The sequence below is a fragment of the Streptomyces sp. HUAS MG56 genome (assembly GCF_058673395.1).
Genome location: NZ_CM178722.1, coordinates 8,769,778 through 8,795,144 on the forward strand (window position 1 = coordinate 8,769,778; position 25,367 = coordinate 8,795,144).

The window sequence follows — 25,367 nt, forward strand, 5'->3', positions numbered from 1 at the left end:
CCGTTTCCCCGATGATGATCGCGGCAAAGGCCGGGGCAGGCACCGTGGACCGGGCCGTGAACGGCCGGTGAACTCAGGTCCGGAACCATCCGATAGCCTCTGCCGACACCCGGGTGCCGCAGGCAGGCGCCCCACCATGCAAGCGACCGGCGCCCGCGCGCCGACACCCAGGGAGTGAGTTCGGTTGTCGACCGCCATCGTCACCGGTCAGCCGGTCCCCGGATCGTCACTGGAGGACGATCTGCGGTCCCTCGGTTTCGACGTCCTGGTGGCAGTGGACGCCGCGGAGGCCGAGACCGCGCTCGCCGCGGCTCCGGCCGCCGAGCGCGTGGCCCTGGTCGACGCCCGCTTCGTCGGTCACCCGCACGCACTGCGCCTCGGCCTCACCGACCCGCGCTTCCCGCTCGCCGCGGTCCCCGGCGCCGTCACCGCCGGGCCGGCCGCCCGGCAGGCGCTGACCCGGGCCGTGGCCCGCGAGACCTCCGCGGGCAGCAGCGGCGGTACGGCCCTCGCCGTCGGCAGCCTCGCCGACCGCATCGTCACCGCCCTCGACGCCGACGGCAGCGAGGTGCACCGGCCCGAGCTGGGCAGCCTGGTCGCCGCGGTCCCCGCCGACCCGCAGGCGCGCAACGAGGCGCGGCAGGCCGTCGCCGCCGTGGACGACGAGGCCGTACGCCTGAAGTCGGCCGTGAAGTCCCGCGACGGCTTCTTCACCACGTTCTTCATCAGCCCCTACTCGCGCTACCTCGCCCGCTGGTGCGCCCGCCGGGGCCTGACCCCGAACCAGGTCACCACGGCCTCGCTGCTCACCGCCCTGATCGCGGCCGGCTGCGCGGCGACGGGCACGCGCGCGGGGTTCGTCGCCGCCGGCGTGCTGCTGATCGCGTCCTTCGTGCTCGACTGCACCGACGGCCAGCTCGCCCGCTACGCCCTGAAGTACTCCACGCTCGGCGCCTGGCTCGACGCCACCTTCGACCGGGCCAAGGAGTACGCCTACTACGCAGGCCTCGCCCTCGGTGCGGCCCGGGGCGGTGATGACGTGTGGGCCCTCGCGCTCGGCGCGATGATCCTGCAGACCTGCCGGCACGTGGTCGACTTCTCCTTCAACGAGGCCAACCACGACGCCACCGCCAACACCAGCCCCACCGCCGCCCTCTCCGACAGGCTCGACAGCGTCGGCTGGACGGTCTGGCTGCGGCGGATGATAGTGCTGCCGATAGGTGAGCGCTGGGCGATGATCGCCATCCTCACCGCGGCCACCACCCCCCGGATCACCTTCTGCGTCCTGCTCGTCGGCTGCGCCCTCGCGGCGACGTACACCACGGCCGGCCGCGTGCTGCGCTCCCTGACCCGCAGGGCGCGGCGCACCGACCGGGCCGCCCGGGCACTCGCGGACCTCGCCGACTCCGGCCCGCTCGGCGAGGCCGTACGGCGGGCGGCCAAGGGGGGCCTGCCCGGCCTCGCCGTGCCGGCCGTCGCCTTCCTCGGCGGTGCCGCGGTCGTCACCAGCTGCGCCCTCACCGCAAACGGCTCGCCGCTGCCCGTGATCGGTGCCCTGCTCTACGTCCTGACCTCGGCACTCGCCGTCGCCCGCCCCCTCAAGGGCGCCCTCGACTGGCTGGTCCCGCCCTTCTTCCGGGCCGCCGAGTACGGCACCGTCCTGGCCCTCGCGGGCAAGGCGGGGGTGAACGGAGCGCTTCCTGCGGCTTTCGGGCTGGTGGCCGCCGTCGCCTACCATCACTACGACACGGTGTACCGCATCCGCGGCAACGCCGGAGCACCCCCGGCCTGGCTGACGCGCGTCATCGGGGGGCACGAGGGGCGGACGCTGCTCGTCGCCGTCCTGGCCGCGGTGCTCACCGCTTCGCAGTTCACGGTCGCGCTCACGGTCCTCGCCGTGTCCGTCGCCCTCGTGGTGCTCGCCGAGAGCATCCGCTTCTGGGTGTCGTCTCATCTCGGAGGCGCACCCGCCGTACACGATGAAGGAGAACCCGCATGATCGGCCTCGTGCTGGCGGCCGGCGCCGGACGGCGTCTGCGCCCCTACACCGACACCCTGCCCAAGGCGCTGGTGCCGGTGGGGCCGGCAGGTAGGGAGGACTCGATCACGGTGCTCGACCTCACCCTCGGCAACTTCGCGGAGATCGGTCTGACCGAGGTCGCGGTCATCGTCGGCTACCGCAAGGAGGCCGTGTACGAGCGCAAGGCGGCGCTGGAGGCGAAGTACGGCCTCACGCTCACCCTCATCGACAACGACAAGGCCGAGGAGTGGAACAACGCCTACTCCCTGTGGTGCGGCCGTGACGCCCTCAAGGACGGCGTGATCCTCGCCAACGGCGACACCGTCCACCCGGTCTCCGTCGAGAAGACCCTGCTCGCCGCGCGCGGCGAGGGCAAGAAGATCATCCTCGCCCTCGACACCGTGAAGTCCCTCGCGGACGAGGAGATGAAGGTCGTCGTCGACGCCGAGAAGGGCATGACGAAGATCACCAAGCTGATGGATCCCGCCGAGGCCACCGGCGAGTACATCGGCGTCACCCTGATCGAGGGCGACGCCGCCCCCGACCTGGCCGACGCGCTGAAGACGGTCTGGGAGACCGACCCGCAGCAGTTCTACGAGCACGGCTACCAGGAGCTGGTCGACCGCGGCTTCCGCATCGACGTGGCGCCGATCGGCGACGTCCCGTGGGTCGAGATCGACAACCACGACGACCTGGCCAAGGGGCGGGAGATCGCGTGCCGCTACTGACCCGGCTGATCCCCTCGCCGGTCGTCGTGGACATCCGCCCGGGTGCCCTGGACGACCTGGCCGGAGTCCTCGCCGACGAGCGCATCGCGCAGTCCGGCCGGCTCGCCGTCGCCGTCAGCGGCGGCTCCGGCGCCCGGCTGCGCGAGCGCCTCGGCCCCTCGCTGCCCGGCGCCGCCTGGTTCGAGGTGGGCGGCGGCACCCTGGACGACGCGATCCGGCTGGCCGGCGACATGAAGTCCGGCCACTACGACGCCGTCGTCGGGCTCGGCGGCGGCAAGATCATCGACTGCGCCAAGTTCGCCGCGGCCCGCGTCGGCCTGCCCCTGGTCGCCGTGCCGACGAACCTCGCGCACGACGGTCTGTGCTCGCCGGTCGCGACGCTGGACAACGACGCGGGGCGCGGCTCCTACGGGGTGCCGAACCCGATCGCGGTCGTCATCGACCTGGACGTGATCCGCGAGGCCCCGGCCCGCTTCGTCCGGGCCGGTATCGGGGATGCGATCTCCAACATCAACGCGGTCGCCGACTGGGAACTGTCGAACCGGGTCAACGGCGAGAAGATCGACGGTCTCGCCGCCGCCATGGCCCGCCAGGCCGGCGAGGCGGTGCTGCGCCACCCCGGCGGCATCGGTGACAACGACTTCCTCCAGGTGCTCGCCGAGGCGCTCGTCCTCAGCGGTATCTCGATGTCGATCTCCGGCGACTCCCGCCCGTCCTCCGGCTCCTGCCACGAGATCAACCACGCCTTCGACCTGCTGTTCCCCAAGCGGGCGGCCGCCCACGGCGAACAGTGCGGATTCGGCGCGGCCTTCGCGACGTATCTGCGCGGGGCCCACGAGGAGGCGGCGCACACGGCCGCGGTGCTGCGCCGGCACGGGCTTCCGGTGCTGCCGGAGGAGTTCGGCTTCACCGTGGACGAGTTCGTCCGCGTCGTGGAGTTCGCTCCCGAGACCAGGCCCGGCCGCTACACGATCCTCGAACACCTCGCACTCAAGCCGAACCAGATCAAGGACATCTACGCCGACTATGTCAAGGCCATCGGTAGCTGAACTCCGTCCGGTCGTCCACCCCGCCGGGGTGAAGGACCGGCGCAGTGGTGAGCATTGGATGGGACGCCTCTACATGCGTGAGGTGTCCCTGCGGGTCGACCGCTACCTGGTCGGCACCAGGGTCACGCCCAACCAGCTCACGTACCTGATGACCGTCTTCGGCGTGCTCGCGGCCCCGGCACTCCTGGTGCCGGGGATCTGGGGCGCCGTGCTCGGTGTGGTCTGCGTCCAGATGTACCTGCTGCTGGACTGCGTCGACGGCGAGATCGCGCGCTGGAAGAAGCAGTACTCGCTCAGCGGCGTGTACCTGGACCGGGTCGGCGCCTACCTGACCGACGCCGCCGTGCTCGTCGGCTTCGGCCTGCGCGCCGCCGACCTGTGGGGCGGCGGCCGTATCGACTGGCTGTGGGCCTTCCTCGGCACGCTCTCCGCGCTCGGCGCGATCCTGATCAAGGCCGAGACGGACCTCGTCGGTGTCGCCCGCCACCAGGTCGGCAAGCCGCCGGTCCAGGAGGCCGCCGCCGAGATGCGCTCCTCCGGCATGGCGCTGGCCCGCCGGGCCGCCGCCGCGTTCAAGTTCCACCGGCTGATCCTCGGCATCGAGGCGTCCCTGCTGATCCTGGTGCTGGCGGTGGTCGACCAGGCGCGCGGCGACCTCTTCTTCTCCCGGCTGGGTGTCGCGGTGCTGGCCGGCATCGCCCTGCTGCAGACCCTGCTGCACCTGGTGTCCATCCTCGCCTCAAGCAGGCTGAAGTGAGTGCCGTGAAGGTCGGCGCCGTCATCATCACGATGGGCAACCGGCCCGAGGAGCTGCGGGCCCTCATCGACTCGGTCGCCAAGCAGGACGGCGACCCGGTCGAGGTGGTCGTCGTCGGCAACGGCTCGCCCGTCCCGGACGTCACGGAGTTCCCGTCGGTCGTGCGGACGATCGAGCTGCCCGAGAACCTGGGCATCCCGGGCGGCCGCAACGTCGGCATAGAGGCCTTCGGGCCGAACGGCCGGAACGTCGACATACTGCTGTTCCTCGACGACGACGGCCTGCTCGCCCGGCACGACACCGCCCAGCTGTGCCGCGAGGCGTTCGAGGCCGACCCGAGGCTCGGCATCATCAGCTTCCGCATCGCCGACCCCGAGACCGGCGAGACCCAGCGCCGCCACGTGCCCCGGCTGCGCGCCTCCGACCCGATGCGCTCCTCGCGCGTCACCACCTTCCTCGGCGGCGCCAACGCCGTGCGTACCCGCGTCTTCGCGGAGGCCGGGACGCTGCCGGACGCGTTCTTCTACGCACACGAGGAGACCGACCTGGCCTGGCGGGCCCTGGACGCCGGGTGGATGATCGACTACCGGTCGGACATGGTCCTGTACCACCCGACGACGGCCCCCTCGCGGCACGCGGTCTACCACCGCATGGTCGCCCGCAACCGCGTCTGGCTGGCCCGCCGCAACCTGCCCCTGCCCCTCGTCCCCGTCTACCTCGGCGTCTGGCTGCTGCTCACGCTGCTGCGCCGGCCGTCCGCTCCGGCCCTGAAGGCCTGGTTCGGCGGCTTCAAGGAGGGCTGGACGACCCCGTGCGGTCCGCGCCGCCCCATGCGCTGGCGCACGGTGTGGCGGCTGACCCGGCTGGGCCGGCCTCCGGTGATCTGAGAAGCTTGCTCTTACCTGAAGAGAGCAAGCTTCTTACCAAGAGATTCCGGATTCCCACTCGTGAGTCACACAACCCAAGACGGCGGTGTCGCGGTGAGCGCGATACCGTCGCCCGACGAGGGGCCGACGGCCGCGCAGCTCGCCGCCGCGTACGGGCTCGCCGTCAGCGGCGCCCGTCCCTCGCTCGCCGAGTACGTCCGTCAGCTGTGGGGCAGGCGCCACTTCATCCTCGCCTTCTCGCAGGCCAAGCTGACGGCCCAGTACAGCCAGGCCAAGCTCGGCCAGCTCTGGCAGGTGGCGACCCCGCTGCTCAACGCGGGCGTCTACTACTTCATCTTCGGTGTCATCCTGCACGCGAGCCGCGGCCTGTCCCAGGACGTCTACATCCCGTTCCTGGTCACGGGCGTGTTCGTGTTCACCTTCACGCAGAGCTCGGTCATGTCGGGCGTCCGGGCGATCTCCGGCAACCTGGGCCTGGTGCGCGCCCTGCACTTCCCGCGCGCCTCGCTGCCCATCTCCTTCTCGCTCCAGCAGCTCCAGCAGCTGCTCTTCTCGATGATCGTGATGTTCGTCGTGGCGATCGGGTTCGGCAGCTATCCGAGCCTGTCCTGGCTGCTGATCGTGCCGGTCCTGGTGCTCCAGTTCCTGTTCAACACCGGGCTCGCGCTGATCGTGGCCCGCCTGGGCGCCAAGACGCCGGACCTCGCCCAGCTGATGCCGTTCATCCTGCGCACCTGGATGTACACCTCCGGCGTGATGTTCTCCATCAGCAAGATGATGGAGGGCCGCTCGGAGCTCGCCGTCCGGCTGCTCCAGGTCAACCCGGCCGCGGTCTACATGGACCTCATGCGCTACGCCCTCATCGACGGCTACGGCGCGTCGAACCTGCCCCCGCACGTGTGGGCCATCGCGCTGTTCTGGGCGGTGGCCGTCTTCGCCGGCGGCTTCGTGTTCTTCTGGAAGGCGGAGGAGAGGTACGGCCGTGGCTGAGCAGCTGCACGACCCGACCACGGGCGCGCGCAGGCCCACGGTCATCGCGGACGAGCTCCACATCGTCTACCGCGTCAACGGCGCCAGGACCGGCAGGGGCAGCGCGACGGCCGCGCTCAGCCGCATCGTGCGGCGGGGCTCCGGCGACGGGGCGCGAGGTGTGCGCACGGTCCACGCCGTGCGCGGGGTCTCCTTCGTCGCCCACCGGGGCGAGGCCATCGGCCTGATCGGCTCCAACGGCTCCGGCAAGTCGACTCTGCTGCGCGCCGTCGCGGGGCTGCTGCCGGCCGAACGCGGCAAGGTCTACACCGACGGCCAGCCGTCGCTGCTGGGCGTCAACGCGGCCTTGATGAACGACCTCACCGGTGAGCGCAACGTCATCCTGGGCGGTCTCGCCATGGGCATGTCCCGGGAGCAGATCAGGGCGCGCTACCAGGAGATCGTGGACTTCTCCGGGATCAACGAGAAGGGCGACTTCATCACTCTCCCGATGCGGACGTACTCCTCCGGCATGGCCGCCCGGCTGCGGTTCTCCATCGCCGCCGCCAAGGACCACGACGTCCTCATGATCGACGAGGCCCTCGCCACCGGTGACCGGGGGTTCCAGAAGCGCTCCGAGGACCGCATCCGGGAACTGCGCAAGGAGGCCGGAACGGTCTTTCTGGTCAGCCACAACAACAAGTCCATCCGTGACACGTGCGATCGCGTCCTGTGGCTGGAGCGCGGCGAGCTGCGCATGGACGGGCCGACCGACGAGGTGCTGAGGGAGTACGAGAAGTTCACGGGCAAGTAGCCTGTTTTCGGCCAGGGGTCCGCCGGCAGCTGTCCGGTCGGCCCCCGGGTCGCAAAGGAAACGTCAACTCCGGTCTGCGCAAGGAATCTTGACGCCAATCGGTGTGTTGTTGTGATGTGCAGGACACCCCGACGGACCTCGATGCGTTGTACAACGTAAGCTGTACCGGTCCGGAAAGCGGCAAGTGGGGCCATAATGCGCGACATCCCGCGCCAGGGCGACCCCGCGGATCGTCGGGCGGCGTGTCCGAAATAGTGTGTATTGGGTCGGCAGTGTAGAACGGGAGATGTGACGGCAATGGCTACGGAAACTCCCCAGCTCAACGCAGCATGTGCCGTCCCCGCCACGGGCTGCGGGCGATGACGGCCACCGAGACGGCGCCGGACCTGGAACGCGCCACCCTGGACAAGGCCGCGAGCGAGAACTTCCCCGTGGCCCCCTTCTTCCTGCCCCGCGCCTGGCGCGACGACCTCATGGCGGTCTACGGCTTCGCCCGCCTCGTGGACGACATCGGCGACGGCGACCTCGCCCCCGGCGGCGCCGACGCCCGCCTGCTCGGCGTGTCGGCCGCCGAGGCCGAGAACCGCCTGGTCCTGCTCGACGCCTTCGAGGCCGACCTGCGCCGCGTCTTCGACGGCACCCCCGCCCACCCGCTGCTGCGCCGCCTCCAGCCCACCGTCCGCCGCCGCGGCCTGACCCCCGAGCCCTTCCTGGGCCTGATCGCCGCCAACCGCCAGGACCAGCTCGTCTCCCGCTACGAGACCTACGACGACCTGCTCGCCTACTGCGAGCTGTCCGCCAACCCCGTCGGCCGCCTCGTGCTCGGCGTGACCGGTACCGAGACGCCCGAGCGGATCCGCCTCTCCGACGCCGTCTGCACCGCCCTCCAGATCGTCGAGCACCTCCAGGACGTCGCCGAGGACCTCGGCCGCGACCGGATCTACCTCCCCGCCGCCGACATGAAGCGCTTCCACGTGCAGGAAGCGGATCTTGGCGCGAAAACGGCAGGCGCATCGGTGCGCGCCCTGGTTGCATACGAAGCACAACGCGCCCGCGATCTGCTGAATGAAGGCGCCCCCCTGGTGGGTAGCGTCCACGGCAGGTTGAAGCTGCTGCTCGCGGGGTTCGTGGCGGGGGGAAGGGCGGCGATCCGGGCGATCGCCGCCGCCGAATACGACGTACTTCCCGGCCCGCCCAGACCCGGCAAGGTCCAGTTGCTGCGTGAGGCGGGCGTGATCCTGCGAGGAGAGGGGTGATCCGGACCGTGGAGTCTCCGTCGCACGTGTCCGCGCCGGTACTCGCCGCCTACAGCTACTGCGAGGCCGTCACCGGGCAGCAGGCTCGTAACTTCGCGTACGGCATCCGGCTGCTGCCCACGCCCAAGCGCCGCGCCATGTCGGCGCTGTACGCGTTTTCCCGGCGCGTGGACGACATCGGCGACGGCGACCTGCCCGGCGAGACCAAGCTGACCCGCCTGGAGGACACCCGGGCGCTGCTCGCCCGGGTCCACGCCGGCGAGGTCGCCGAGGACGACACCGACCCGGTGGCCGTCGCCCTCGCCCATGCCGCGCGCGCCTTCCCGGTCCCGCTCGGCGGCCTGGACGAGCTGATCGACGGCGTCCAGATGGACGTGCGCGGTCAGACGTACGAGACCTGGGACGACCTCAAGGTCTACTGCCGGTGTGTCGCCGGTGCCATCGGCCGGCTCTCGCTCGGCGTGTTCGGCACCGAACCGGGCGCGCGCGGCGCCGAACGCGCCCCCGAGTACGCCGACACGCTCGGCCTCGCGCTCCAGCTCACCAACATCCTGAGAGACGTCCGCGAGGACGCCCAGGGCGGCCGTACCTATCTGCCCGCCGACGACCTGGCCAAGTTCGGCTGCTCGGCCGGGTTCGACGGGCCGACGCCACCGGAGGGCTCCGACTTCGCGGGCCTCGTGCACTTCGAAGTGCGGCGGGCCCGCGCCCTTTTCGCCGAGGGCTACCGGCTGCTGCCCATGCTCGACCGGCGCAGCGGCGCCTGCGTCGCCGCCATGGCCGGCATCTACCGCCGGCTGCTGGACCGCATCGAGCGCGATCCCGAGGCCGTGCTGCGCGGCCGGGTCTCGCTGCCCGGACGCGAGAAGGCCTACGTCGCCGTGCGCGGTCTGTCCGGGCTCGACACCCGGAGCGTGACCCGCCATGTCGCGCCCCGGTCCGTCAGGAGGCGCGCCTGATGGACCTCACCGAACCAGCCGAACCAGCCGAACCAGGGGACGTGCTGCGGCAGGCAACCCTGCGCTCCGGCGTGGCGTCCCAGTCTGCGACGGCTGACCGTGCACCGTTCGACCCGCGCCGGACGGCCGGTCACGGCACCCCCTGCGGGGCGCATGTATGGAAGGACGACGCACGATGAGCGACAGCTCGCGCCCCGCACCGGCGCACGCCGGCCGTGCCGTCGTGGTCGGCGGCGGACTCGCGGGCATCACCGCGGCGCTCGCGCTCGCGGACGCGGGTGTCCGCGTCACCCTGCTCGAAGGCAGGCCGAGGCTGGGCGGCCTCGCCTTCTCCTTCCGGCGCGGCGACCTGACCGTCGACAACGGCCAGCACGTGTACCTGCGCTGCTGCACCGCCTACCGCTGGTTCCTCGACCGGATCGAGGGCACGGCGCTGGCACCGCTGCAGGACCGCCTCGACGTGCCCGTCGTCGACGTCGCAAGGCCCGAGGGCCGGCGGCTCGGCAGACTGCGGCGCGACGCGCTGCCCGTCCCGCTCCATCTGGGACGCAGCCTCGCCACGTATCCGCATCTCTCGCTCGCCGAGCGTGCCGCCGTCGGGCGGGCCGCGCTCGCGCTCAAGGGACTCGACCTCGCCGATCCGACCCTGGACACGCAGGACTTCGGCAGCTGGCTGGCCGCCCGCGGCCAGTCGGCGCGCGCCGTCGAGGCCCTGTGGGACCTGGTCGGGGTCGCCACCCTCAACGCGGTCGCGGGCGACGCCTCGCTGGGGCTCGCCGCGATGGTGTTCAAGACCGGTCTGCTGTCCGACCCGGGCGCGGCCGACATCGGCTGGGCCCATGTCCCGCTGGGTGAACTGCACGACCGGCTGGCCCGCAGGGCGCTCGACTCCGCGGGCGTCCGTACCGAGGTCCGTACACGCGTCACCTCCATCTCCCTCAACGAGAACGGCAGCTGGAGCGTTCAGGTTCCCGGCGAGACGCTTCACTCGGACGCCGTCGTCCTCGCCGTACCCCAGCGCGAGGCCCACGACCTGCTGCCGCCCGGCGCCCTCGACGACCCCGGGCGGCTGCTCGGCATCGGCACCGCGCCGATCCTCAACGTGCATGTCGTCTACGACCGCACGGTGCTCGCCCGCCCCTTCTTCGCCGCGCTCGGCACCCCCGTGCAGTGGGTCTTCGACCGCACGGACGCCTCCGGGCTCGACCAGGGGCAGTACCTGGCGCTGTCGCAGTCGGCCGCGCAGGACGAGATCGACCTGCCGGTCGCCGCGCTGCGCGAGCGCTATCTGCCCGAGCTGGAACGGCTGATCCCGGGCACCCGTGGCGCGGTGGTGAAGGACTTCTTCGTGACCCGGGAGCGCACGGCGACGTTCGCTCCCACCCCCGGCGTCGGGCGGCTGCGGCCCGGCGCCCGCACCAAGGCCCCCGGCCTGTACCTGGCCGGAGCGTGGACCGCCACCGGGTGGCCCGCGACCATGGAGAGTGCGGTCCGCAGTGGAGTGAGCGCGGCCGACGCCGCGCTCGGTTCCCTGGGCCGGCCCCGCCCCCGCCGCCTCTTCGCATTCGAGGAGGCGGCCTGATGCTCGGCGAGCGCGCGGCAGGTCCCCGCACCCCCGGTACCGCAACAAGAGGAGAGACTGTGCCCACTGTGCCCCCGGCCTCGACACCCGCTCGGAGGACCGCGGTGGACGTGACCGCGCTGCTGGAGCGCGGCCGTACCCTGGCCACACCGGTCCTGCGGACGGCCGTCGACCGGCTGGCGCCGCCCATGGACACCGTCGCCGCCTACCACTTCGGCTGGATCGACGCGGCCGGCAACCCCGCCGACGGCGACGGCGGCAAGGCCGTACGGCCCGCCCTCGCCGTGCTCTCCGCCGAGGTCACCGGTGCCGGGCCCGAGGTGGGCGTCCCGGGGGCCGTCGCGGTCGAACTCGTCCACAACTTCTCGCTGCTGCACGACGACCTGATGGACGGCGACGAGCAGCGCCGGCACCGTGACACCGTCTGGAAGGTGCACGGTCCCGCCCAGGCCATCCTGGTCGGCGACGCCCTGTTCGCCCTCGCCAACGAGGTCCTGCTGGAGCTCGGCACCGTCGAGGCGGGCCGTGCCACCCGCCGGCTGACCGCCGCCTCCCGCGCCCTGATCGACGGCCAGGCCCAGGACATCTCCTACGAGCACCGCGACCGCGTCAGCGTCGAGGAGTGCCTGGAGATGGAGGGCAACAAGACCGGCGCGCTGCTCGCCGCGTCCAGCTCCATCGGCGCGGTGCTCGGCGGCGCGGACGACGCCACCGCCGACGCCCTGGAGAAGTACGGCTACCACCTCGGCCTTTCCTTCCAGGCCGTCGACGACCTGCTCGGCATCTGGGGCGACCCGGACGCCACCGGCAAGCAGACCTGGAGCGACCTGCGCCAGCGCAAGAAGTCCCTGCCGGTCGTCGCCGCGCTCGCGGCCGGCGGCGCCGCCTCCGAGAAGCTCGGCGAGATGCTCGCCGCCGATGCCAAGAGCACCGACTTCGAGAACTTCTCCGAGGAGGAGTTCGCGGCCCGTGCCGCCCTGATCGAGGAGGCCGGCGGCCGCGACTGGACGGCCGAGGAAGCGCGCCGCCAGCACACCATCGCCATCGAAGCCCTGGACGCCGTCGACATGCCCGGCCGGGTCCGGGACGCCTTCGCGGCGCTCGCCGACTTCGTCGTCGTACGAAAGAGATGATCATTATCGGCTCGATACAGCTCGCGTAGTCGCCGGCCGGTGTCCCTCGACACAGGACACCGGCCGACGGCGGACCCACAGCAGCACGACTCGCACGACTGCACGAAGGGGAAGCCATGACAGCGACGACCGACGGAAGCACCGGGGCGCCCTCGCCGTCCCACGCGGCCGCGGCCAGCGACACCACCATCACCACCCCCGAGGCGGCCGGGGTGCACGACGCCGCCGCACGCGCCGCCCGGCGCGCCACCGACTTCCTGCTCGCGGGGCAGGACGCCCAGGGCTGGTGGAAGGGCGACCTGGAGACCAACGTCACCATGGACGCGGAAGACCTGCTCCTGCGCCAGTTCCTGGGCATCCGCGACGAGCGGACCACACAGGCCGCCGCGCTGTTCATCCGGGGCGAGCAGCGCGAGGACGGCACCTGGGCCACCTTCTACGGCGGGCCCGGCGACCTGTCCGCCACCATCGAGGCGTACGTCGCCCTGCGGCTGGCCGGCGACGCGCCCGACGCGCCCCACATGGCCCGGGCCTCCGCCTGGATCCGCGAACGCGGCGGGATCGCCGCCGCCCGGGTGTTCACCCGCATCTGGCTCGCCCTGTTCGGCTGGTGGAAGTGGGACGATCTGCCCGAACTCCCGCCGGAGCTGCTGTACTTCCCGACCTGGTTCCCGCTCAACATCTACAACTTCGGCTGCTGGGCGCGGCAGACCATCGTGCCGCTCACCATCGTCTCCGCCAAGCGTCCCGTGCGCCCGGCGCCCTTCGCGCTGGACGAACTGCACACCGACCCGGCGAACCCCAACCCCCCTCAGCCGCTCGCCCCGGTCGCGAGCTGGGACGGGCTCTTCCAGCGGCTCGACAAGGTGGTCCGCGGCTATCGCAGGGTCGCCGTGCGCCGGCTGCGCAGGGCCGCGATGAACAGCGCGGCCCGCTGGATCATCGAGCGGCAGGAGAACGACGGCTGCTGGGGCGGCATCCAGCCCCCGGCCGTGTACTCGGTCATCGCCCTGCACCTGCTCGGCTACGACCTGGACCACCCGGTGCTGCGCGAGGGCATCGCCTCGCTGGACCGTTTCGCCGTGTGGCGCGAGGACGGCGCCCGGATGATCGAGGCCTGCCAGTCCCCGGTGTGGGACACCTGCCTCGCCACCATCGCGCTGGTCGACGCGGGGCTCCCGGTCGACCATCCGCAACTGGTCAAGGCGGCCGACTGGATGCTCGGCGAGGAGATCGTCCGGCCCGGCGACTGGGCCGTGCGCCGGCCCGGGCTGCCGCCGGGCGGCTGGGCGTTCGAGTTCCACAACGACAACTACCCGGACATCGACGACACCGCCGAGGTCGCGCTCGCGCTGCGCCGGGTCCGTCACCACGACCCCGAGCGGGTGGACAGGTCCATCGGACGGGCGGTGCGCTGGAACCTCGGGATGCAGTCGAAGAACGGCGCGTGGGGCGCCTTCGACGTCGACAACACCAGCCCGTTCCCCAACCGGCTGCCGTTCTGCGACTTCGGCGAGGTCATCGACCCGCCGTCGGCCGACGTCACCGCGCACGTGGTGGAGATGCTCGCGGCCGAGGGCCTCGCCCACGACCCGCGCACCCGGCGCGGCATCGACTGGCTGCTCGCCGAACAGGAGGCGAACGGCTCGTGGTTCGGCCGCTGGGGCGTCAACTACCTCTACGGCACCGGCTCCGTGGTCCCCGCGCTGACCGCGGCCGGACTGCCCGGCTCGCACCCGGCGATCCGGCGGGCCGTGACCTGGCTGGAGTCCGTCCAGAACGAGGACGGCGGCTGGGGCGAGGACCTGCGCTCCTACAAGTACGCCAAGGAGTGGAGCGGCCGCGGTGCCTCCACCGCCTCGCAGACCGCGTGGGCGCTGATGGCGCTGCTCGCGGCCGGGGAGCGGGACTCCCAGGCCGTCGAGCGGGGCGTGCGGTGGCTGGCCGACACCCAGCGCGAGGACGGCGGTTGGGACGAGCCGTACTTCACCGGCACCGGCTTCCCCTGGGACTTCTCCATCAACTACCACTTGTACCGGCAGGTCTTCCCGCTCACCGCGCTCGGCCGGTACCTGCACGGCGATCCCTTCGAGCGCCGGCTGCTCGCCAGGAAGCCGCTCACCGAGGCGCAGAAACCTCTCGCCGAGGCCAGGGTGAGCTGAGGTGACCACCCAGCCCGCCCCGGCCCCGCTGCTGATCGCCTGCGCGCTCGGCATCGAGCACGTCGCCCTGCGCACCGGTGACAGGAGCGGGGCGGGCGGGCCGTACTCCGTCGTCCGCACGGGCATGGGCCCGAAGGCGGCGGAGCGCTCCGTCCACCGGCAGCTCGCCCTCCCGGCGTTCGCCGACGCGGCCGTGCTGGCCACCGGCTTCTGTGCCGGGCTCGCGCCCGGCATGCACCCCGGTGACCTGGTGGTCGCCGACGAGACCCGGGACGCGCGCGGCGCCGTCGCCTGCGTGGCGACCGAACTGCTGGTCAAGGAACTCGTGCGCCTGCTTCCCGGGCGCACGGTCCACACCGGGCCGCTCACCGGCTCCGATCACGTCGTGCGCGGTCCCGAGCGGTCCCAGCTGCTCGCGACCGGCGCGATCGCGGTCGACATGGAGTCGGCGGCCACGCTCCTCGCCGCCGTCCGCACCGGTGACCGCCCCGTGGCGGCCGTCCGGGTGGTCGTGGACGCTCCCGAACACGAACTCGTCCGGATCGGCACCGTGCGCGGTGGGATATCGGCCTTCCGCGTTCTTCGTTCCGTACTTCCCGCATTTTTCGAATGGCACCGTTCTTTGCTGCTCCCCCGGAGGTGAGCCAGATGGCCATGCCGTTGCGCCAGACCGTCAAGGTCGCTACATACCTGCTCGAACAGAAGCTCAGGAAGCGGGACAAGTTCGCCCTGCTGGTCGAGCTGGAACCGCTGTTCGCGTGCAACCTCAAGTGCGAGGGCTGCGGCAAGATCCAGCATCCGGCGGGTGTCCTCAAGCAGCGCATGCCCGTCGCCCAGGCCGTGGGCGCGGTGCTGGAGTCGGGTGCGCCGATGGTCTCCATCGCCGGCGGCGAACCGCTGATGCACCCTCAGATCGACGAGATCGTACGGCAGTTGGTGGCGAAGAAGAAGTTCGTGTTCCTGTGCACGAACGCCCTTCTCATGCGCAAGAAGATGGACAAGTTCACGCCCTCGCCGTACTTCGCGTGGGCCGTGCACATCGACGGGCTGCGCGAGCGGCACGACGCCTCGGTGGCGAAGGAGGGCACCTTCGACGAGGCGGTGGAGGCCATCAAGGAGGCCAAGCGGCGCGGCTTCCGGGTGACCACCAACTCGACCTTCTTCAACACCGACACCCCGCAGACCGTCATCGAGGTGCTCAACTTCCTCAACGACGACCTGAAGGTGGACGAGATGATGCTCTCGCCCGCCTACGCCTACGAGAAGGCGCCCGACCAGGAGCACTTCCTCGGCGTGCAGCAGACCCGCGAGCTGTTCAAGAAGGCGTTCTCGGGCGGCAACCGCAAGAAGTGGCGCCTCAACCAGAGCCCGCTCTTCCTGGACTTCCTGGAGGGCAAGGTCGACTTCCCGTGCACGGCCTGGGCGATCCCGAGCTACTCGCTCTTCGGCTGGCAGAAGCCCTGCTATCTGATGAGCGACGGTTACGTGTCCACGTACCGTGAGCTGGTCGAGAAGACCGACTGGGACAAGTACGGCCGCGGCAAGGACCCGCGCTGCGCCAACTGCATGGCCCACTGCGGCTACGAGCCGACCGCCGTGCTCGCCACGATGGGCTCCCTGAAGGAGTCGCTGCGGGCCGCGCGCGAGACGATGACGACGAGCGGGAAGCAGGACTGACGTCATGGCCGCCGTTCCCTTGGGCGTTCCCGGGGTACCGGCCCGGCCCCTCGCGCCGCGGCGCCCGTCGCGGCAGATCCAGGTCGGGCCGGTGGCGGTCGGGGGCGGAGCCCCGGTGTCGGTGCAGTCGATGACGACGACCCGCACGTCGGACGTCGGCGCCACCCTCCAGCAGATCGCCGAACTCACCGCGTCCGGCTGCGAGATCGTCCGCGTCGCCTGCCCCACGCAGGACGACGCGGACGCCCTCGCCACGATCGCCCGGAAGTCCCGGATCCCGGTGATCGCGGACATCCACTTCCAGCCGAAGTACGTGTTCGCCGCGATCGAGGCCGGCTGCGCCGCGGTCCGCGTGAACCCGGGCAACATCAAGAAGTTCGACGACCAGGTGAAGGAGATCGCGCGGGCCGCGAGGGACCACGGCACGCCGGTCAGGATCGGGGTCAACGCCGGTTCCCTGGACCGGCGGCTGCTCCAGAAGTACGGCAGGGCGACTCCGGAGGCGCTGGTGGAGTCGGCCCTGTGGGAGGCGTCGCTCTTCGAGGAGCACGACTTCCGGGACATCAAGATCTCGGTGAAGCACAACGACCCGGTCGTGATGATCGAGGCGTACGAGCAGCTCGCCGCACAGTGCGACTACCCGCTGCATCTGGGCGTCACAGAGGCGGGCCCGGCCTTCCAGGGCACGGTCAAGTCGGCCGTCGCCTTCGGGGCGCTGCTGTCGCGCGGCATCGGCGACACCGTCCGCGTGTCGCTGAGCGCGCCTCCGGTGGAGGAGGTCAAGGTCGGCATCCAGATCCTCCGGTCGCTGGGGCTGCGGGAGCGGCGCCTGGAGATCGTCTCCTGCCCGTCCTGCGGCCGGGCCCAGGTCGATGTGTACAAGCTCGCCGAGGAGGTCACGGCGGGGCTGGACGGCATGGAGGTGCCGCTCCGGGTCGCGGTGATGGGGTGTGTGGTCAACGGTCCGGGCGAGGCCCGTGAGGCCGACCTCGGAGTTGCCTCAGGCAACGGAAAGGGCCAGATCTTCGTCAGGGGTGAGGTCGTCAAGACCGTGCCCGAGTCGAAGATCGTGGAGACCCTGATCGAGGAGGCCATGAAGCTCGCCGAACGGACGAGCCCCGCAGAGCAGTCGAATTGAGGCAAGGCACGGACCGAGAGGGGGCCCAGCGTGACCATTCTGGAGAGCATCCGGGAACCGCGCGACCTGAAGGCGCTGTCCGAGACGGAACTCGGTGAACTGTCCCGGGAAATACGAGAGTTCCTGGTGCAGGCGGTGTCGAGGACGGGAGGTCACCTCGGGCCCAATCTCGGGGTGGTGGAACTGTCCGTCGCGCTCCACCGGGTCTTCGAGTCGCCGGTCGACCGGATCCTGTGGGACACCGGCCACCAGAGCTATGTGCACAAGCTTCTGACAGGCCGTCAGGACTTCTCCAAGCTGCGCGGCAAGGGCGGGCTGTCCGGCTATCCCTCGCGCGAGGAGTCCGAGCACGACGTCATCGAGAACAGCCACGCCTCCACCGCGCTCGGCTGGGCCGACGGCCTGGCCAAGGCCCGCCAGGTGCAGGGGGAGAAGGGCCATGTCGTCGCGGTCATCGGCGACGGCGCGCTGACCGGCGGCATGGCCTGGGAGGCGCTGAACAACATCGCGGCCGCCAAGGACCGGCCGCTGATCATCGTCGTCAACGACAACGAACGTTCCTACGGCCCCACCATCGGCGGCCTCGCCAACCACCTGGCCACCCTGCGCACGACGGACGGCTACGAGAAGGTGCTGGCCTGGGGCAAGGACGTCCTGCTGCGGACCCCGGTCGTCGGGAGCACCATCTACGAGTCCCTGCACGGCGCGAAGAAGGGCTTCAAGGACGCCTTCGCCCCGCAGGGCATGTTCGAGGACCTGGGCCTGAAGTACGTCGGCCCGATCGACGGCCACGACATCTTGGCCGTGGAGTCGGCGCTGCGGCGTGCGAAACGCTTCCACGGGCCGGTCCTGGTGCACTGCCTCACCGAGAAGGGCCGCGGCTACGAGCCCGCCCTCGCCCACGAGGAGGACCACTTCCACACCGTCGGCGTGATGGACCCGCTCACCTGCGAGCCGCTCTCGCCGTCCGGGGGGCCGTCGTGGACCTCGGTGTTCGGCGACGAGATGGTGCGGATCGGCGAGGAGCGGGACGACGTCGTCGCCATCACCGCGGCCATGCTCCACCCGGTCGGGCTCACCAAGTTCGCCGAGCGCTTCCCCGACCGCGTGTGGGACGTGGGCATCGCCGAGCAGCACGCGGCGGTGTCGGCGGCCGGCCTCGCCACCGGCGGGCTGCATCCGGTCTTCGCCGTCTACGCCACCTTCCTCAACCGCGCCTTCGACCAGCTCCTTATGGACGTCGCCCTGCACCGCTGCGGGGTCACCTTCGTCCTCGACCGGGCCGGTGTCACCGGCGTCGACGGCGCCTCGCACAACGGCATGTGGGACATGTCGGTCCTCCAGGTCGTGCCCGGCCTGAGGATCGCCGCCCCGCGCGACGCCGGACAGCTGCGCGCCCAGCTGCGCGAGGCCGTCGCCGTCGACGACGCGCCCACCCTGGTCCGCTACCCGAAGGAGTCGGTCGGCCCGGACCTCCCGGCGCTCGACCGGATCGGCGGCATGGACGTGCTGCACCGCGCCGAGGACCCCGAGGTGCTGCTCGTCGCCGTCGGCGTGATGGCGCCGGTGTGCCTCCAGGCCGCCGACCTGCTGGAAGCACGCGGGATCAGCTGCACGGTGGTGGACCCCCGTTGGGTCAAACCCGTCGACCCCGCCCTGCCGGGCCTGGCCGCCGGGCACCGGCTGGTGGCCGTCGTGGAGGACAACAGCCGTTCCGCGGGCGTCGGTTCGGCGGTCGCCCTGGCCCTCGGGGACGCCGACGTGGACGTGCCGGTACGGCGCTTCGGCATCCCGGAGCAGTTCCTCGCGCACGCCAAGCGCGCCGAGGTACTGGCCGACATCGGTCTCACGCCCGTCGAGATCGCCGGGCGGATCAGCGCGAGTCTGGCCGTCACCGACGTCGCCGGCCTCACCGGGGAGAAGATCCAGAAGAAGGCCGAAGAGAAGGCCGAGGAGAAGGAATGAGCACGGAGTTCGACCTCGGTGCCCTGCTCGCCGAGCGCGGCGCCGAACGCTACGAGCTGCACGCGAAGTACCTCAACCCGCAGCTCCCGCGCATGCTGCACACCATCGGCTTCGACCGGGTCTACGAACGGGCCGAGGGCGCCCACTTCTACGACGCGGACGGCAACGACTACCTGGACATGCTCGCCGGGTTCGGGGTGATGGGCCTCGGCCGCCACCACCCGGTCGTCCGCAAGGCGCTGCACGACGTCCTCGACCTCGGCCTCGCCGACCTCACCCGCTTCGACTGCCAGCCGCTGCCCGGCCTGCTCGCCGAGCGGCTGCTCGGGCACAGCCCGCACCTGGACCGGGTGTTCTTCGGCAACAGCGGCACGGAGGCCGTGGAGACCGCGCTGAAGTTCGCCCGGTACGCCACCGCGAAGCCCCGCGTCCTCTACTGCGACCACGCCTTCCACGGCCTGACCACCGGCTCCCTGTCGGTCAACGGCGAGGGCGGCTTCCGCGACGGCTTCGCCCCGCTGCTGCCCGACACGGCCGTACCGCTCGGCGATCTCGACGCCCTGGCACGGGAGTTGAGGAAGGGCGACGTCGCCGCGCTGATCGTCGAGCCGATCCAGGGCAAGGGCGTGCACGCGGCCCCGCCCGGCTATCTGCGCGCCGCCCAGGACCTGCTGCACCGGCACAAGGCGCTGCTGATCGCCGACGAGGTGCAGACCGGCCTCGGCCGCACCGGCGACTTCTACGCCTACCAGCACGAGGACGGCGTGGAGCCCGACCTGGTGTGCGTCTCCAAGGCCCTGTCCGGCGGGTACGTCCCGGTCAGCGCCACTCTGGGCCGGGACTGGATCTTCAAGAAGGTCTACTCGTCCATGGACCGCGTGCTCGTCCACTCGGCGAGCTTCGGATCCAACGCCCAGGCGATGGCGTGCGGCCTCGCCGTGCTGTCGGTGATGGAGGACGAGCAGATCGTCGCCGGCGTGCGCGCCACCGGCGAGCTGCTGAAGTCCCGGCTGACCGCGCTGATCGAGAAGTACGAGCTGCTCGCCGACGTCCGCGGCCGCGGACTGATGATCGGCATCGAGTTCGGCAGGCCGTCCTCGCTGAAGCTGCGCAGCCGCTGGACCATGCTCCAGGCGGCCCGCAAGGGGCTGTTCGCGCAGATGGTGGTGGTCCCGCTGCTCCAGCGGCACCGGATCCTCACCCAGGTCTCCGGCGACCACCTGGAGGTGATCAAGCTGATCCCGCCGCTGGTCTTCGGCGCGGCCGACGTGGACCGGTTCGTGGACGCCTTCACCGCCGTCATGGACGACGCGCACAGCGGCGGCGGCCTGATGTGGGACTTCGGCAAGACCCTGATCAAGCAGGCGGTGGCGGGTCGCTGAGCCGATTTGCCTCTGAGGCAATAAAATTGCCCGTGGGGCAAAGCTGGGGCTGAATGGAGGCATGAACGCCTCAGACGCCGGACCGCCGGCGGAACCGGGCGACGCACTGCCCGTGGTCGCGCCACAGCTGCGCGCACTGCGCCGGCGGGCCGCCCTCACCCTGGAGGCCGCGGCCCGCGCCGCCGGGCTCTCGGCCGCCCATCTGTCCCGGCTGGAGACCGGGCAGCGCCAGCCGTCACTGCCGATGCTGCTCGCCCTCGCCCGCATCTACGGTACGACGGTCTCCGAACTGCTGGGCGAGACGGTCGCCGACCGGGACGCGATCGTGCGCTCCGGCGACATGGAGCCGACCCGGGCGGGCGGCTGGACGTACTTCCAGGCCGGGGCGCCCGGCCGCGGCATGCAGGCGCTGCGCGTGCGCGTGCCGTACGGCTCGCAGGGCGACGTCGTCCGCGTGCACCCCGGCGAGGAGTGGCTCTACGTCCTCAGGGGCCGCCTGCGCCTGCGCCTCGGCGACACCGTGCACCTGCTCGCGCCCGGTGACAGCGCCCACTTCGACTCGCTCACGCCGCACCGCCTCGCCGCCGAGGACCACGACGGCGTCGAGCTGCTGTTCGTCCACACCCTGCTGCAGAGCCCCACGGCCACGCTGTGCCTGGGGCCGTCGACCGGAGAGCTGCCATGAGCGACTTCGAGACGAAGTTCCCCCGTTCCCTGTGGATCCGCCTGATCATCTACATCGCCGTCGGCCATGTCCTCGCCGCGTTCCTCTACCTGCTGTTCGCGATCGGCGCCAAGGGCTGACCGAGTCGGCCGCCGGTCAGTCCAGCAGGCGCTCGCGCAGTCGCTCGCGGTGGCCGGGGGTGAGGGACAGGCCCTGCTCCAGGTAGGTGTCGACGCCGCCCCAGGTCTCCTCGATGCTGTCGAAGGCCGCCTGGAGGTACTCGGCGCGGGCGTCGAAGAGCGGGCTGAGCAGCTCCATCACCTCGGGCGTGTAAGCGGACTCGGCGCTGCCGCTGCGGCGGACCTTGTAGCGCCGGTGCTTGGCGTTGGACTCCAGGTAGTCCGCGACGATCGCGTCGCGCTCCACACCGACGGCGAGCAGCGTCACGGCTATGGAGATGCCGGCGCGGTCCTTGCCCGCCGCGCAGTGCATGAGCGCGGGCACGCTGTCCTCCACGAGCGCGTGCAGCACCCGGGAGTGCTCGGCGGTGCGCTCCTTGACGATCGTGCGGTACGAGGCGGTCATGCGGGCCGCGCCCTTGCCGTCGGCGAGGATCCCGCGCAACTGGCCGAGGTCGCCGTCGCGGACCATCGTCCAGAACTCGGCGCCGTCGGCCGGGTCGCTCAGCGGCAGGTTCACGTTCCGCACGCCGGGCAGCGCGACGTCCGGGCCCTCCAGCTTCTGGTCGGCCGCGTTGCGGAAGTCGAAGATCGTGTGCAGGCCGAGGGAGGCGAGGAAGGCCGCGTCGTCCTCGGTCGCGTGCGCCAGGTGTCCGCTGCGGAACAGCACGCCGTGGCGCACCCGGCGCCCGTCCGCGGTCGGCAGTCCGCCGACGTCGCGGAAATTGCGCACGCCGGCCAGCTCCGGCTCGGTCGACGGGACCTGCTGCGTCACGGGGGCTCCTCCCGGTCGGGCCCGCCGTCGCGACTCGTCGGCGGGCGCTCTGTCGACCATACGACATCGGTTTCCTCGGGCAAGGAGTCGTCCACAGGCATTGTCACCAGCGCCGGGCGGCTTGATGATGTTGGCACTTGAGCGGATCTGTTGGCACCTGTGAGGTTGTACGTGCTGGACATCGCAGAAGACGGTCGCACCTGGCTCCTGACGGGGCCCACCAGCGGTTATGCGCTGCATCTCACCGATGCGGACGAACTGCTCCACCTCCACTGGGGGCCCCGCATCGCCCTCGCGGACGCCGAGGCCCTGGCCCGGGACCCGCTGCCCGGCTACTGGCCCTTCGAGTCCCCGCTCGACGGCCGCGAGGAGTACCCCGTCGAGGGCGGCCCCCGCTTCGTCCGCCCCGCCCTGTCCGTGCGCACCGAGGAGCGGCGCGGCACTGAGTGGCGCTTCGTGTCGTACGACACCGCGCGCGAGGGCGGCGACGACGAGCTGCGGCTGCGCTTCGACGACGACGGGATCGCGATCACCCTGCACCACCGGATGCGCGGCGACGTCGTGGAGCGCTGGGTGAGCGTGGAGAACGGCACACGCGCGCGCGTGGAGCTGCTGCGGGCCGACGCGGCCACCTGGACCCTGCCCGACCGCGAGGGCTGGCGGCTGTCCCAGCTGCACGGCCGCTGGGCCGCCGAGTCCCGGCTCACCACCGCCCCGCTCACCTACGGTGAGAAGGTCATCGGCAGCCGCCGCGGCCACACCGGCCACCAGCACCTGCCCTGGGTGGCGCTGGACACCGACGCCACCGAGGAGCGGGGCGAGGTCTACGGCTGCGCGCTCGGCTGGTCCGGCTCCTGGCGGATCGCCGTCGCCCAACTCCCGGACGCGCGCGTGCAGATCACGGGCGGCGCCGGCTACGACGACTCGGGCCTGCTGCTCCTGCAGCCGGGGGAGTCGTACACCACCCCCGTCTTCGCGGGCCTGTGGAGCGACGGCGGCTTCGGCGGCGCGAGCCGCGCCTGGCACGCCTACCAGCGCGCGTACGTCGTCCCGGACGCCGAGCAGGACCGGCCCGTGCTGTTCAACTCCTGGGAGGCGACGAACTTCGACATCTCCGAGGAGCAGCAGCTCGCCCTCGCGCGCCGGGCCGCCGCGATCGGCGTCGAGCTGTTCGTCGTGGACGACGGCTGGTTCGGCGCCCGCACCAGCGACCGCGCAGGGCTCGGCGACTGGACGCCCAACCCCGACCGCTTCCCGCAGGGCCTGAAGCCGCTCGCCGACCAGGTGCACGGCCTCGGCATGCGGTTCGGCATCTGGGTCGAGCCGGAGATGGTCAACCCGGACAGCGACCTGTACCGCGCGCACCCCGACTGGGTGCAGTACCAGCCGGGACGCCGGCGGACGGAACTGCGCAACCAGCTCGTCCTCAACCTCGCCCGCGAGGACGTCCGGGCGTACCTGTGGGACCAGTTGGACACGCTGCTGTCCAGCGCCCCGGTCGACTACGTGAAGTGGGACTTCAACCGCTGCTTCACCGACGCCGGCTGGCCCGGCGAGCCGTACCCGCAGCGGCTGTGGGTGGACCACGTCCGCGGTCTGTACGCCCTGCTGGACCGGCTGCGCGCGGCCCACCCCTCCGTCGCCTTCGAGTCCTGCTCGGGCGGCGGCGGCCGGATCGACCTCGGAGTGCTCAGCCGCACCGACCAGGTGTGGACCTCCGACAACACCGACCCGCTCGACCGGCTCGCCATCCAGCACGGCTTCAGCCAGCTCCACCCGGCCCGGGTCATGGCCGCCTGGGTCACCGACAGCCCCAACACCCAGCTCAACGGGCGTGTCAGCTCGCTGCGGTTCCGGTTCGTCAGCGCCATGGCGGGCGTGCTCGGCATCGGCGGCGACCTGACCGAGTGGAGTGAGGAGGAACTGGCCGAGGCCCGGCGCTGGGTGGATCTCTACAAGGAGATCCGCCCGGTCGTCCAGCACGGCGAGCTGTACCGGCTGCGGCCCCCGGCCGGCGGTCTGAGCGCCGTCCAGTACGTCCGGGGCGAGGAGACGGTGGTCCTCGCCTGGCTCCAGGCGCAGAGCTACGGCGAGCCGGTACCGGCACTGCGGCTGCGCGGACTCGACCCGGCCGCGTCGTACGCGTGCCGCGAAACCGGCCAGGTGCACCGCGGAGCCGTGCTCCTGCACCACGGACTGCGCACCGGACTGACCGGCGACCTGGACGCGACGGTCGTGCGGCTGCGACGCGTCTGAGCCGGGTGTGGAGATCGCACGGTCAACGCGCCCGGCGGCCGGGGTATTCCTGATTCGCGCATTCTTTTGGAGTGTCTCATCTCACCGTTCGTCAACCCCTGCCTACGGTCGCGTAGGTCACATCCGAAGGTGAATCATGGTCCGACGTGGCAGACGATTCGAAGAATGACAACAGATCAGTGATCGGGTCGTACGTGGCGGTGGGGGACAGCTTCACCGAGGGCGTCGGCGATCCCGGCCCCGACGGGGCGTTCGTCGGTTGGGCCGACCGGTTCGCGGTCCTGCTCGCCGACCGACGTCCCGAGGGGGACTTCAAGTACACCAATCTCGCGGTCCGCGGGAAGCTGCTCGACCAGATCGTGGAGGACCAGCTCCCGAAGGCCGTCGAACTGGCCCCGGACCTGGTCTCGCTCTGCGCGGGCGGCAACGACATCATCCGCCCGGGCACCGACCCGGACGAGGTGGCCGAGCGCTTCGAGCGGGCCGTGGCCCGGCTGACCGAGGCCGCGGGCACGGTCATGGTGACGACCGGGTTCGACACCCGGGGCGTCCCGGTGCTCAAGCATCTGCGGGGCAGGATCGCCACGTACAACGGGCACGTACGGGCCATCGCCGACCGGTACCGCTGCCCGGTGCTGGACCTGTGGTCCCTGAAGTCGGTGCAGGACCGCAGGGCGTGGGACAGTGACCGGCTCCACCTCTCGCCCGAGGGGCACACGCGCGTGGCGCTGCGCGCCGGTCAGGCTCTCGGCCTGGAGGTCCCGGCCGACCCGGAGCAGGCGTGGCCGCCGCTGCCGCCCCGGGGCACGCTGGAGATCCGCCGCGACGACGTCCACTGGGCCCGTGAGTTCCTCGTCCCGTGGATCGGCCGCAGGCTGCGCGGAGAGTCCTCCGGCGACCACGTGACGGCGAAGGGCGCCCTGTCCCCGGACGACATCAAGCACCGCATCGCGTCGGTGGCCTGACACCGCCGCTGTCGCCCGTGCCCCGCCGGACCAGCGGGGCGCGGGCGACG

General features: G+C 71.6%; 22 protein-coding genes and 1 pseudogene. 22 read left to right on the top strand and 1 reads right to left on the bottom strand.

Features of this window, described 5'->3' with window-relative positions:
• Positions 1-184 precede the first annotated feature (184 nt).
• The 20 genes and pseudogenes from AC4OXY_RS40525 (at position 185) to AC4OXY_RS40620 (ending at position 21,282) form a co-directional block, all read left to right on the top strand.
• Entirely contained in the window at positions 185-1,999 is a 1,815-nt protein-coding gene (locus tag AC4OXY_RS40525; protein ID WP_491992221.1) for a DUF5941 domain-containing protein, read from the top strand.
• Positions 1,996-2,748: a phosphocholine cytidylyltransferase family protein gene (locus tag AC4OXY_RS40530; protein ID WP_356028340.1), complete on the top strand. Its 753-nt coding sequence runs from the start codon at positions 1,996-1,998 to the stop codon at positions 2,746-2,748. The genes AC4OXY_RS40525 and AC4OXY_RS40530 overlap by 4 nt, the downstream gene beginning before the upstream one ends.
• A complete protein-coding gene (locus tag AC4OXY_RS40535; RefSeq protein WP_356028343.1) occupies positions 2,736-3,797 on the top strand; it encodes an iron-containing alcohol dehydrogenase family protein in 1,062 nt (353 codons plus the stop codon). Before AC4OXY_RS40530 ends, AC4OXY_RS40535 begins: the two co-directional genes overlap by 13 nt.
• The gene (locus AC4OXY_RS40540) at positions 3,775-4,554 is read left to right on the top strand and encodes a CDP-alcohol phosphatidyltransferase family protein (RefSeq protein ID WP_491992222.1); all 780 of its coding nucleotides are present in this window, start codon (positions 3,775-3,777) and stop codon (positions 4,552-4,554) included. Before AC4OXY_RS40535 ends, AC4OXY_RS40540 begins: the two co-directional genes overlap by 23 nt.
• A gap of 32 nt (positions 4,555-4,586) precedes the next feature.
• Positions 4,587-5,441, top strand: coding sequence for a glycosyltransferase family 2 protein (locus tag AC4OXY_RS40545; protein ID WP_491994720.1), 855 nt, complete (start codon positions 4,587-4,589; stop codon positions 5,439-5,441).
• A gap of 60 nt (positions 5,442-5,501) precedes the next feature.
• Positions 5,502-6,431, top strand: coding sequence for an ABC transporter permease (locus AC4OXY_RS40550; protein ID WP_356028350.1), 930 nt, complete (start codon positions 5,502-5,504; stop codon positions 6,429-6,431).
• On the top strand, positions 6,424-7,224 hold the full coding sequence (locus AC4OXY_RS40555) for an ABC transporter ATP-binding protein (RefSeq protein ID WP_362821754.1): 801 nt from the start codon (positions 6,424-6,426) through the stop codon (positions 7,222-7,224). Before AC4OXY_RS40550 ends, AC4OXY_RS40555 begins: the two co-directional genes overlap by 8 nt.
• Positions 7,225-7,583: 359 nt before the next feature.
• Entirely contained in the window at positions 7,584-8,480 is an 897-nt protein-coding gene (hpnC, locus tag AC4OXY_RS40560; protein ID WP_356028355.1) for a squalene synthase HpnC, read from the top strand.
• Entirely contained in the window at positions 8,477-9,439 is a 963-nt protein-coding gene (gene hpnD / locus AC4OXY_RS40565; protein WP_356028358.1) for a presqualene diphosphate synthase HpnD, read from the top strand. Before hpnC ends, hpnD begins: the two co-directional genes overlap by 4 nt.
• Positions 9,439-9,618, top strand: a complete 180-nt coding sequence (locus AC4OXY_RS40570; RefSeq protein WP_356028363.1) for a DUF6380 family protein — start codon at positions 9,439-9,441, stop codon at positions 9,616-9,618. The genes hpnD and AC4OXY_RS40570 overlap by 1 nt, the downstream gene beginning before the upstream one ends.
• Positions 9,549-11,021, top strand: a pseudogene (hpnE, locus tag AC4OXY_RS40575) (hydroxysqualene dehydroxylase HpnE); the annotation flags it as partial. The gene AC4OXY_RS40570 and the pseudogene hpnE, both read left to right, overlap by 70 nt.
• A gap of 68 nt (positions 11,022-11,089) precedes the next feature.
• Entirely contained in the window at positions 11,090-12,154 is a 1,065-nt protein-coding gene (locus AC4OXY_RS40580; RefSeq protein ID WP_356028554.1) for a polyprenyl synthetase family protein, read from the top strand.
• A 116-nt stretch (positions 12,155-12,270) separates the two neighbouring features.
• Positions 12,271-14,316 (top strand): squalene--hopene cyclase, encoded by a 2,046-nt coding sequence (shc, locus tag AC4OXY_RS40585; protein WP_491992223.1) that lies wholly within the window; start codon positions 12,271-12,273, stop codon positions 14,314-14,316.
• A 1-nt stretch (position 14,317) separates the two neighbouring features.
• Positions 14,318-14,959, top strand: coding sequence for a phosphorylase family protein (locus tag AC4OXY_RS40590; RefSeq protein WP_356028372.1), 642 nt, complete (start codon positions 14,318-14,320; stop codon positions 14,957-14,959).
• A 5-nt stretch (positions 14,960-14,964) separates the two neighbouring features.
• Positions 14,965-15,993, top strand: coding sequence for an adenosyl-hopene transferase HpnH (gene hpnH / locus AC4OXY_RS40595; protein ID WP_356028375.1), 1,029 nt, complete (start codon positions 14,965-14,967; stop codon positions 15,991-15,993).
• Positions 15,994-15,997: 4 nt separating this feature from the next.
• Complete coding sequence (gene ispG / locus AC4OXY_RS40600) at positions 15,998-17,131, top strand: flavodoxin-dependent (E)-4-hydroxy-3-methylbut-2-enyl-diphosphate synthase (RefSeq protein ID WP_356028377.1); 1,134 nt, start codon at positions 15,998-16,000, stop codon at positions 17,129-17,131.
• A gap of 30 nt (positions 17,132-17,161) precedes the next feature.
• A complete protein-coding gene (gene dxs / locus AC4OXY_RS40605; protein WP_491992224.1) occupies positions 17,162-19,096 on the top strand; it encodes a 1-deoxy-D-xylulose-5-phosphate synthase in 1,935 nt (644 codons plus the stop codon).
• Positions 19,093-20,478, top strand: a complete 1,386-nt coding sequence (locus AC4OXY_RS40610; protein ID WP_362821761.1) for an aspartate aminotransferase family protein — start codon at positions 19,093-19,095, stop codon at positions 20,476-20,478. The genes dxs and AC4OXY_RS40610 overlap by 4 nt, the downstream gene beginning before the upstream one ends.
• A gap of 61 nt (positions 20,479-20,539) precedes the next feature.
• Positions 20,540-21,163 carry a helix-turn-helix domain-containing protein gene (locus AC4OXY_RS40615; RefSeq protein ID WP_356028383.1) on the top strand — a complete coding sequence of 208 codons (624 nt, stop codon included), beginning with the start codon at positions 20,540-20,542 and terminating at the stop codon, positions 21,161-21,163.
• The gene (locus AC4OXY_RS40620) at positions 21,160-21,282 is read left to right on the top strand and encodes a DUF6126 family protein (RefSeq protein ID WP_071385451.1); all 123 of its coding nucleotides are present in this window, start codon (positions 21,160-21,162) and stop codon (positions 21,280-21,282) included. Before AC4OXY_RS40615 ends, AC4OXY_RS40620 begins: the two co-directional genes overlap by 4 nt.
• A gap of 16 nt (positions 21,283-21,298) precedes the next feature.
• Here AC4OXY_RS40620 and AC4OXY_RS40625 read toward each other — a convergent pair whose 3' ends face one another.
• Positions 21,299-22,096 carry a tyrosine-protein phosphatase gene (locus AC4OXY_RS40625; RefSeq protein WP_356028386.1) on the bottom strand — a complete coding sequence of 266 codons (798 nt, stop codon included), beginning with the start codon at positions 22,094-22,096 and terminating at the stop codon, positions 21,299-21,301.
• A gap of 171 nt (positions 22,097-22,267) precedes the next feature.
• Between AC4OXY_RS40625 and AC4OXY_RS40630 the strand changes: the two genes are divergently transcribed.
• Together AC4OXY_RS40630 and AC4OXY_RS40635 are read left to right on the top strand one after the other, a co-directional pair.
• Positions 22,268-24,352 (top strand): alpha-galactosidase, encoded by a 2,085-nt coding sequence (locus tag AC4OXY_RS40630; protein WP_491992225.1) that lies wholly within the window; start codon positions 22,268-22,270, stop codon positions 24,350-24,352.
• A gap of 179 nt (positions 24,353-24,531) precedes the next feature.
• A complete protein-coding gene (locus AC4OXY_RS40635; RefSeq protein ID WP_356028556.1) occupies positions 24,532-25,317 on the top strand; it encodes an SGNH/GDSL hydrolase family protein in 786 nt (261 codons plus the stop codon).
• Positions 25,318-25,367: the final 50 nt, after the last annotated feature.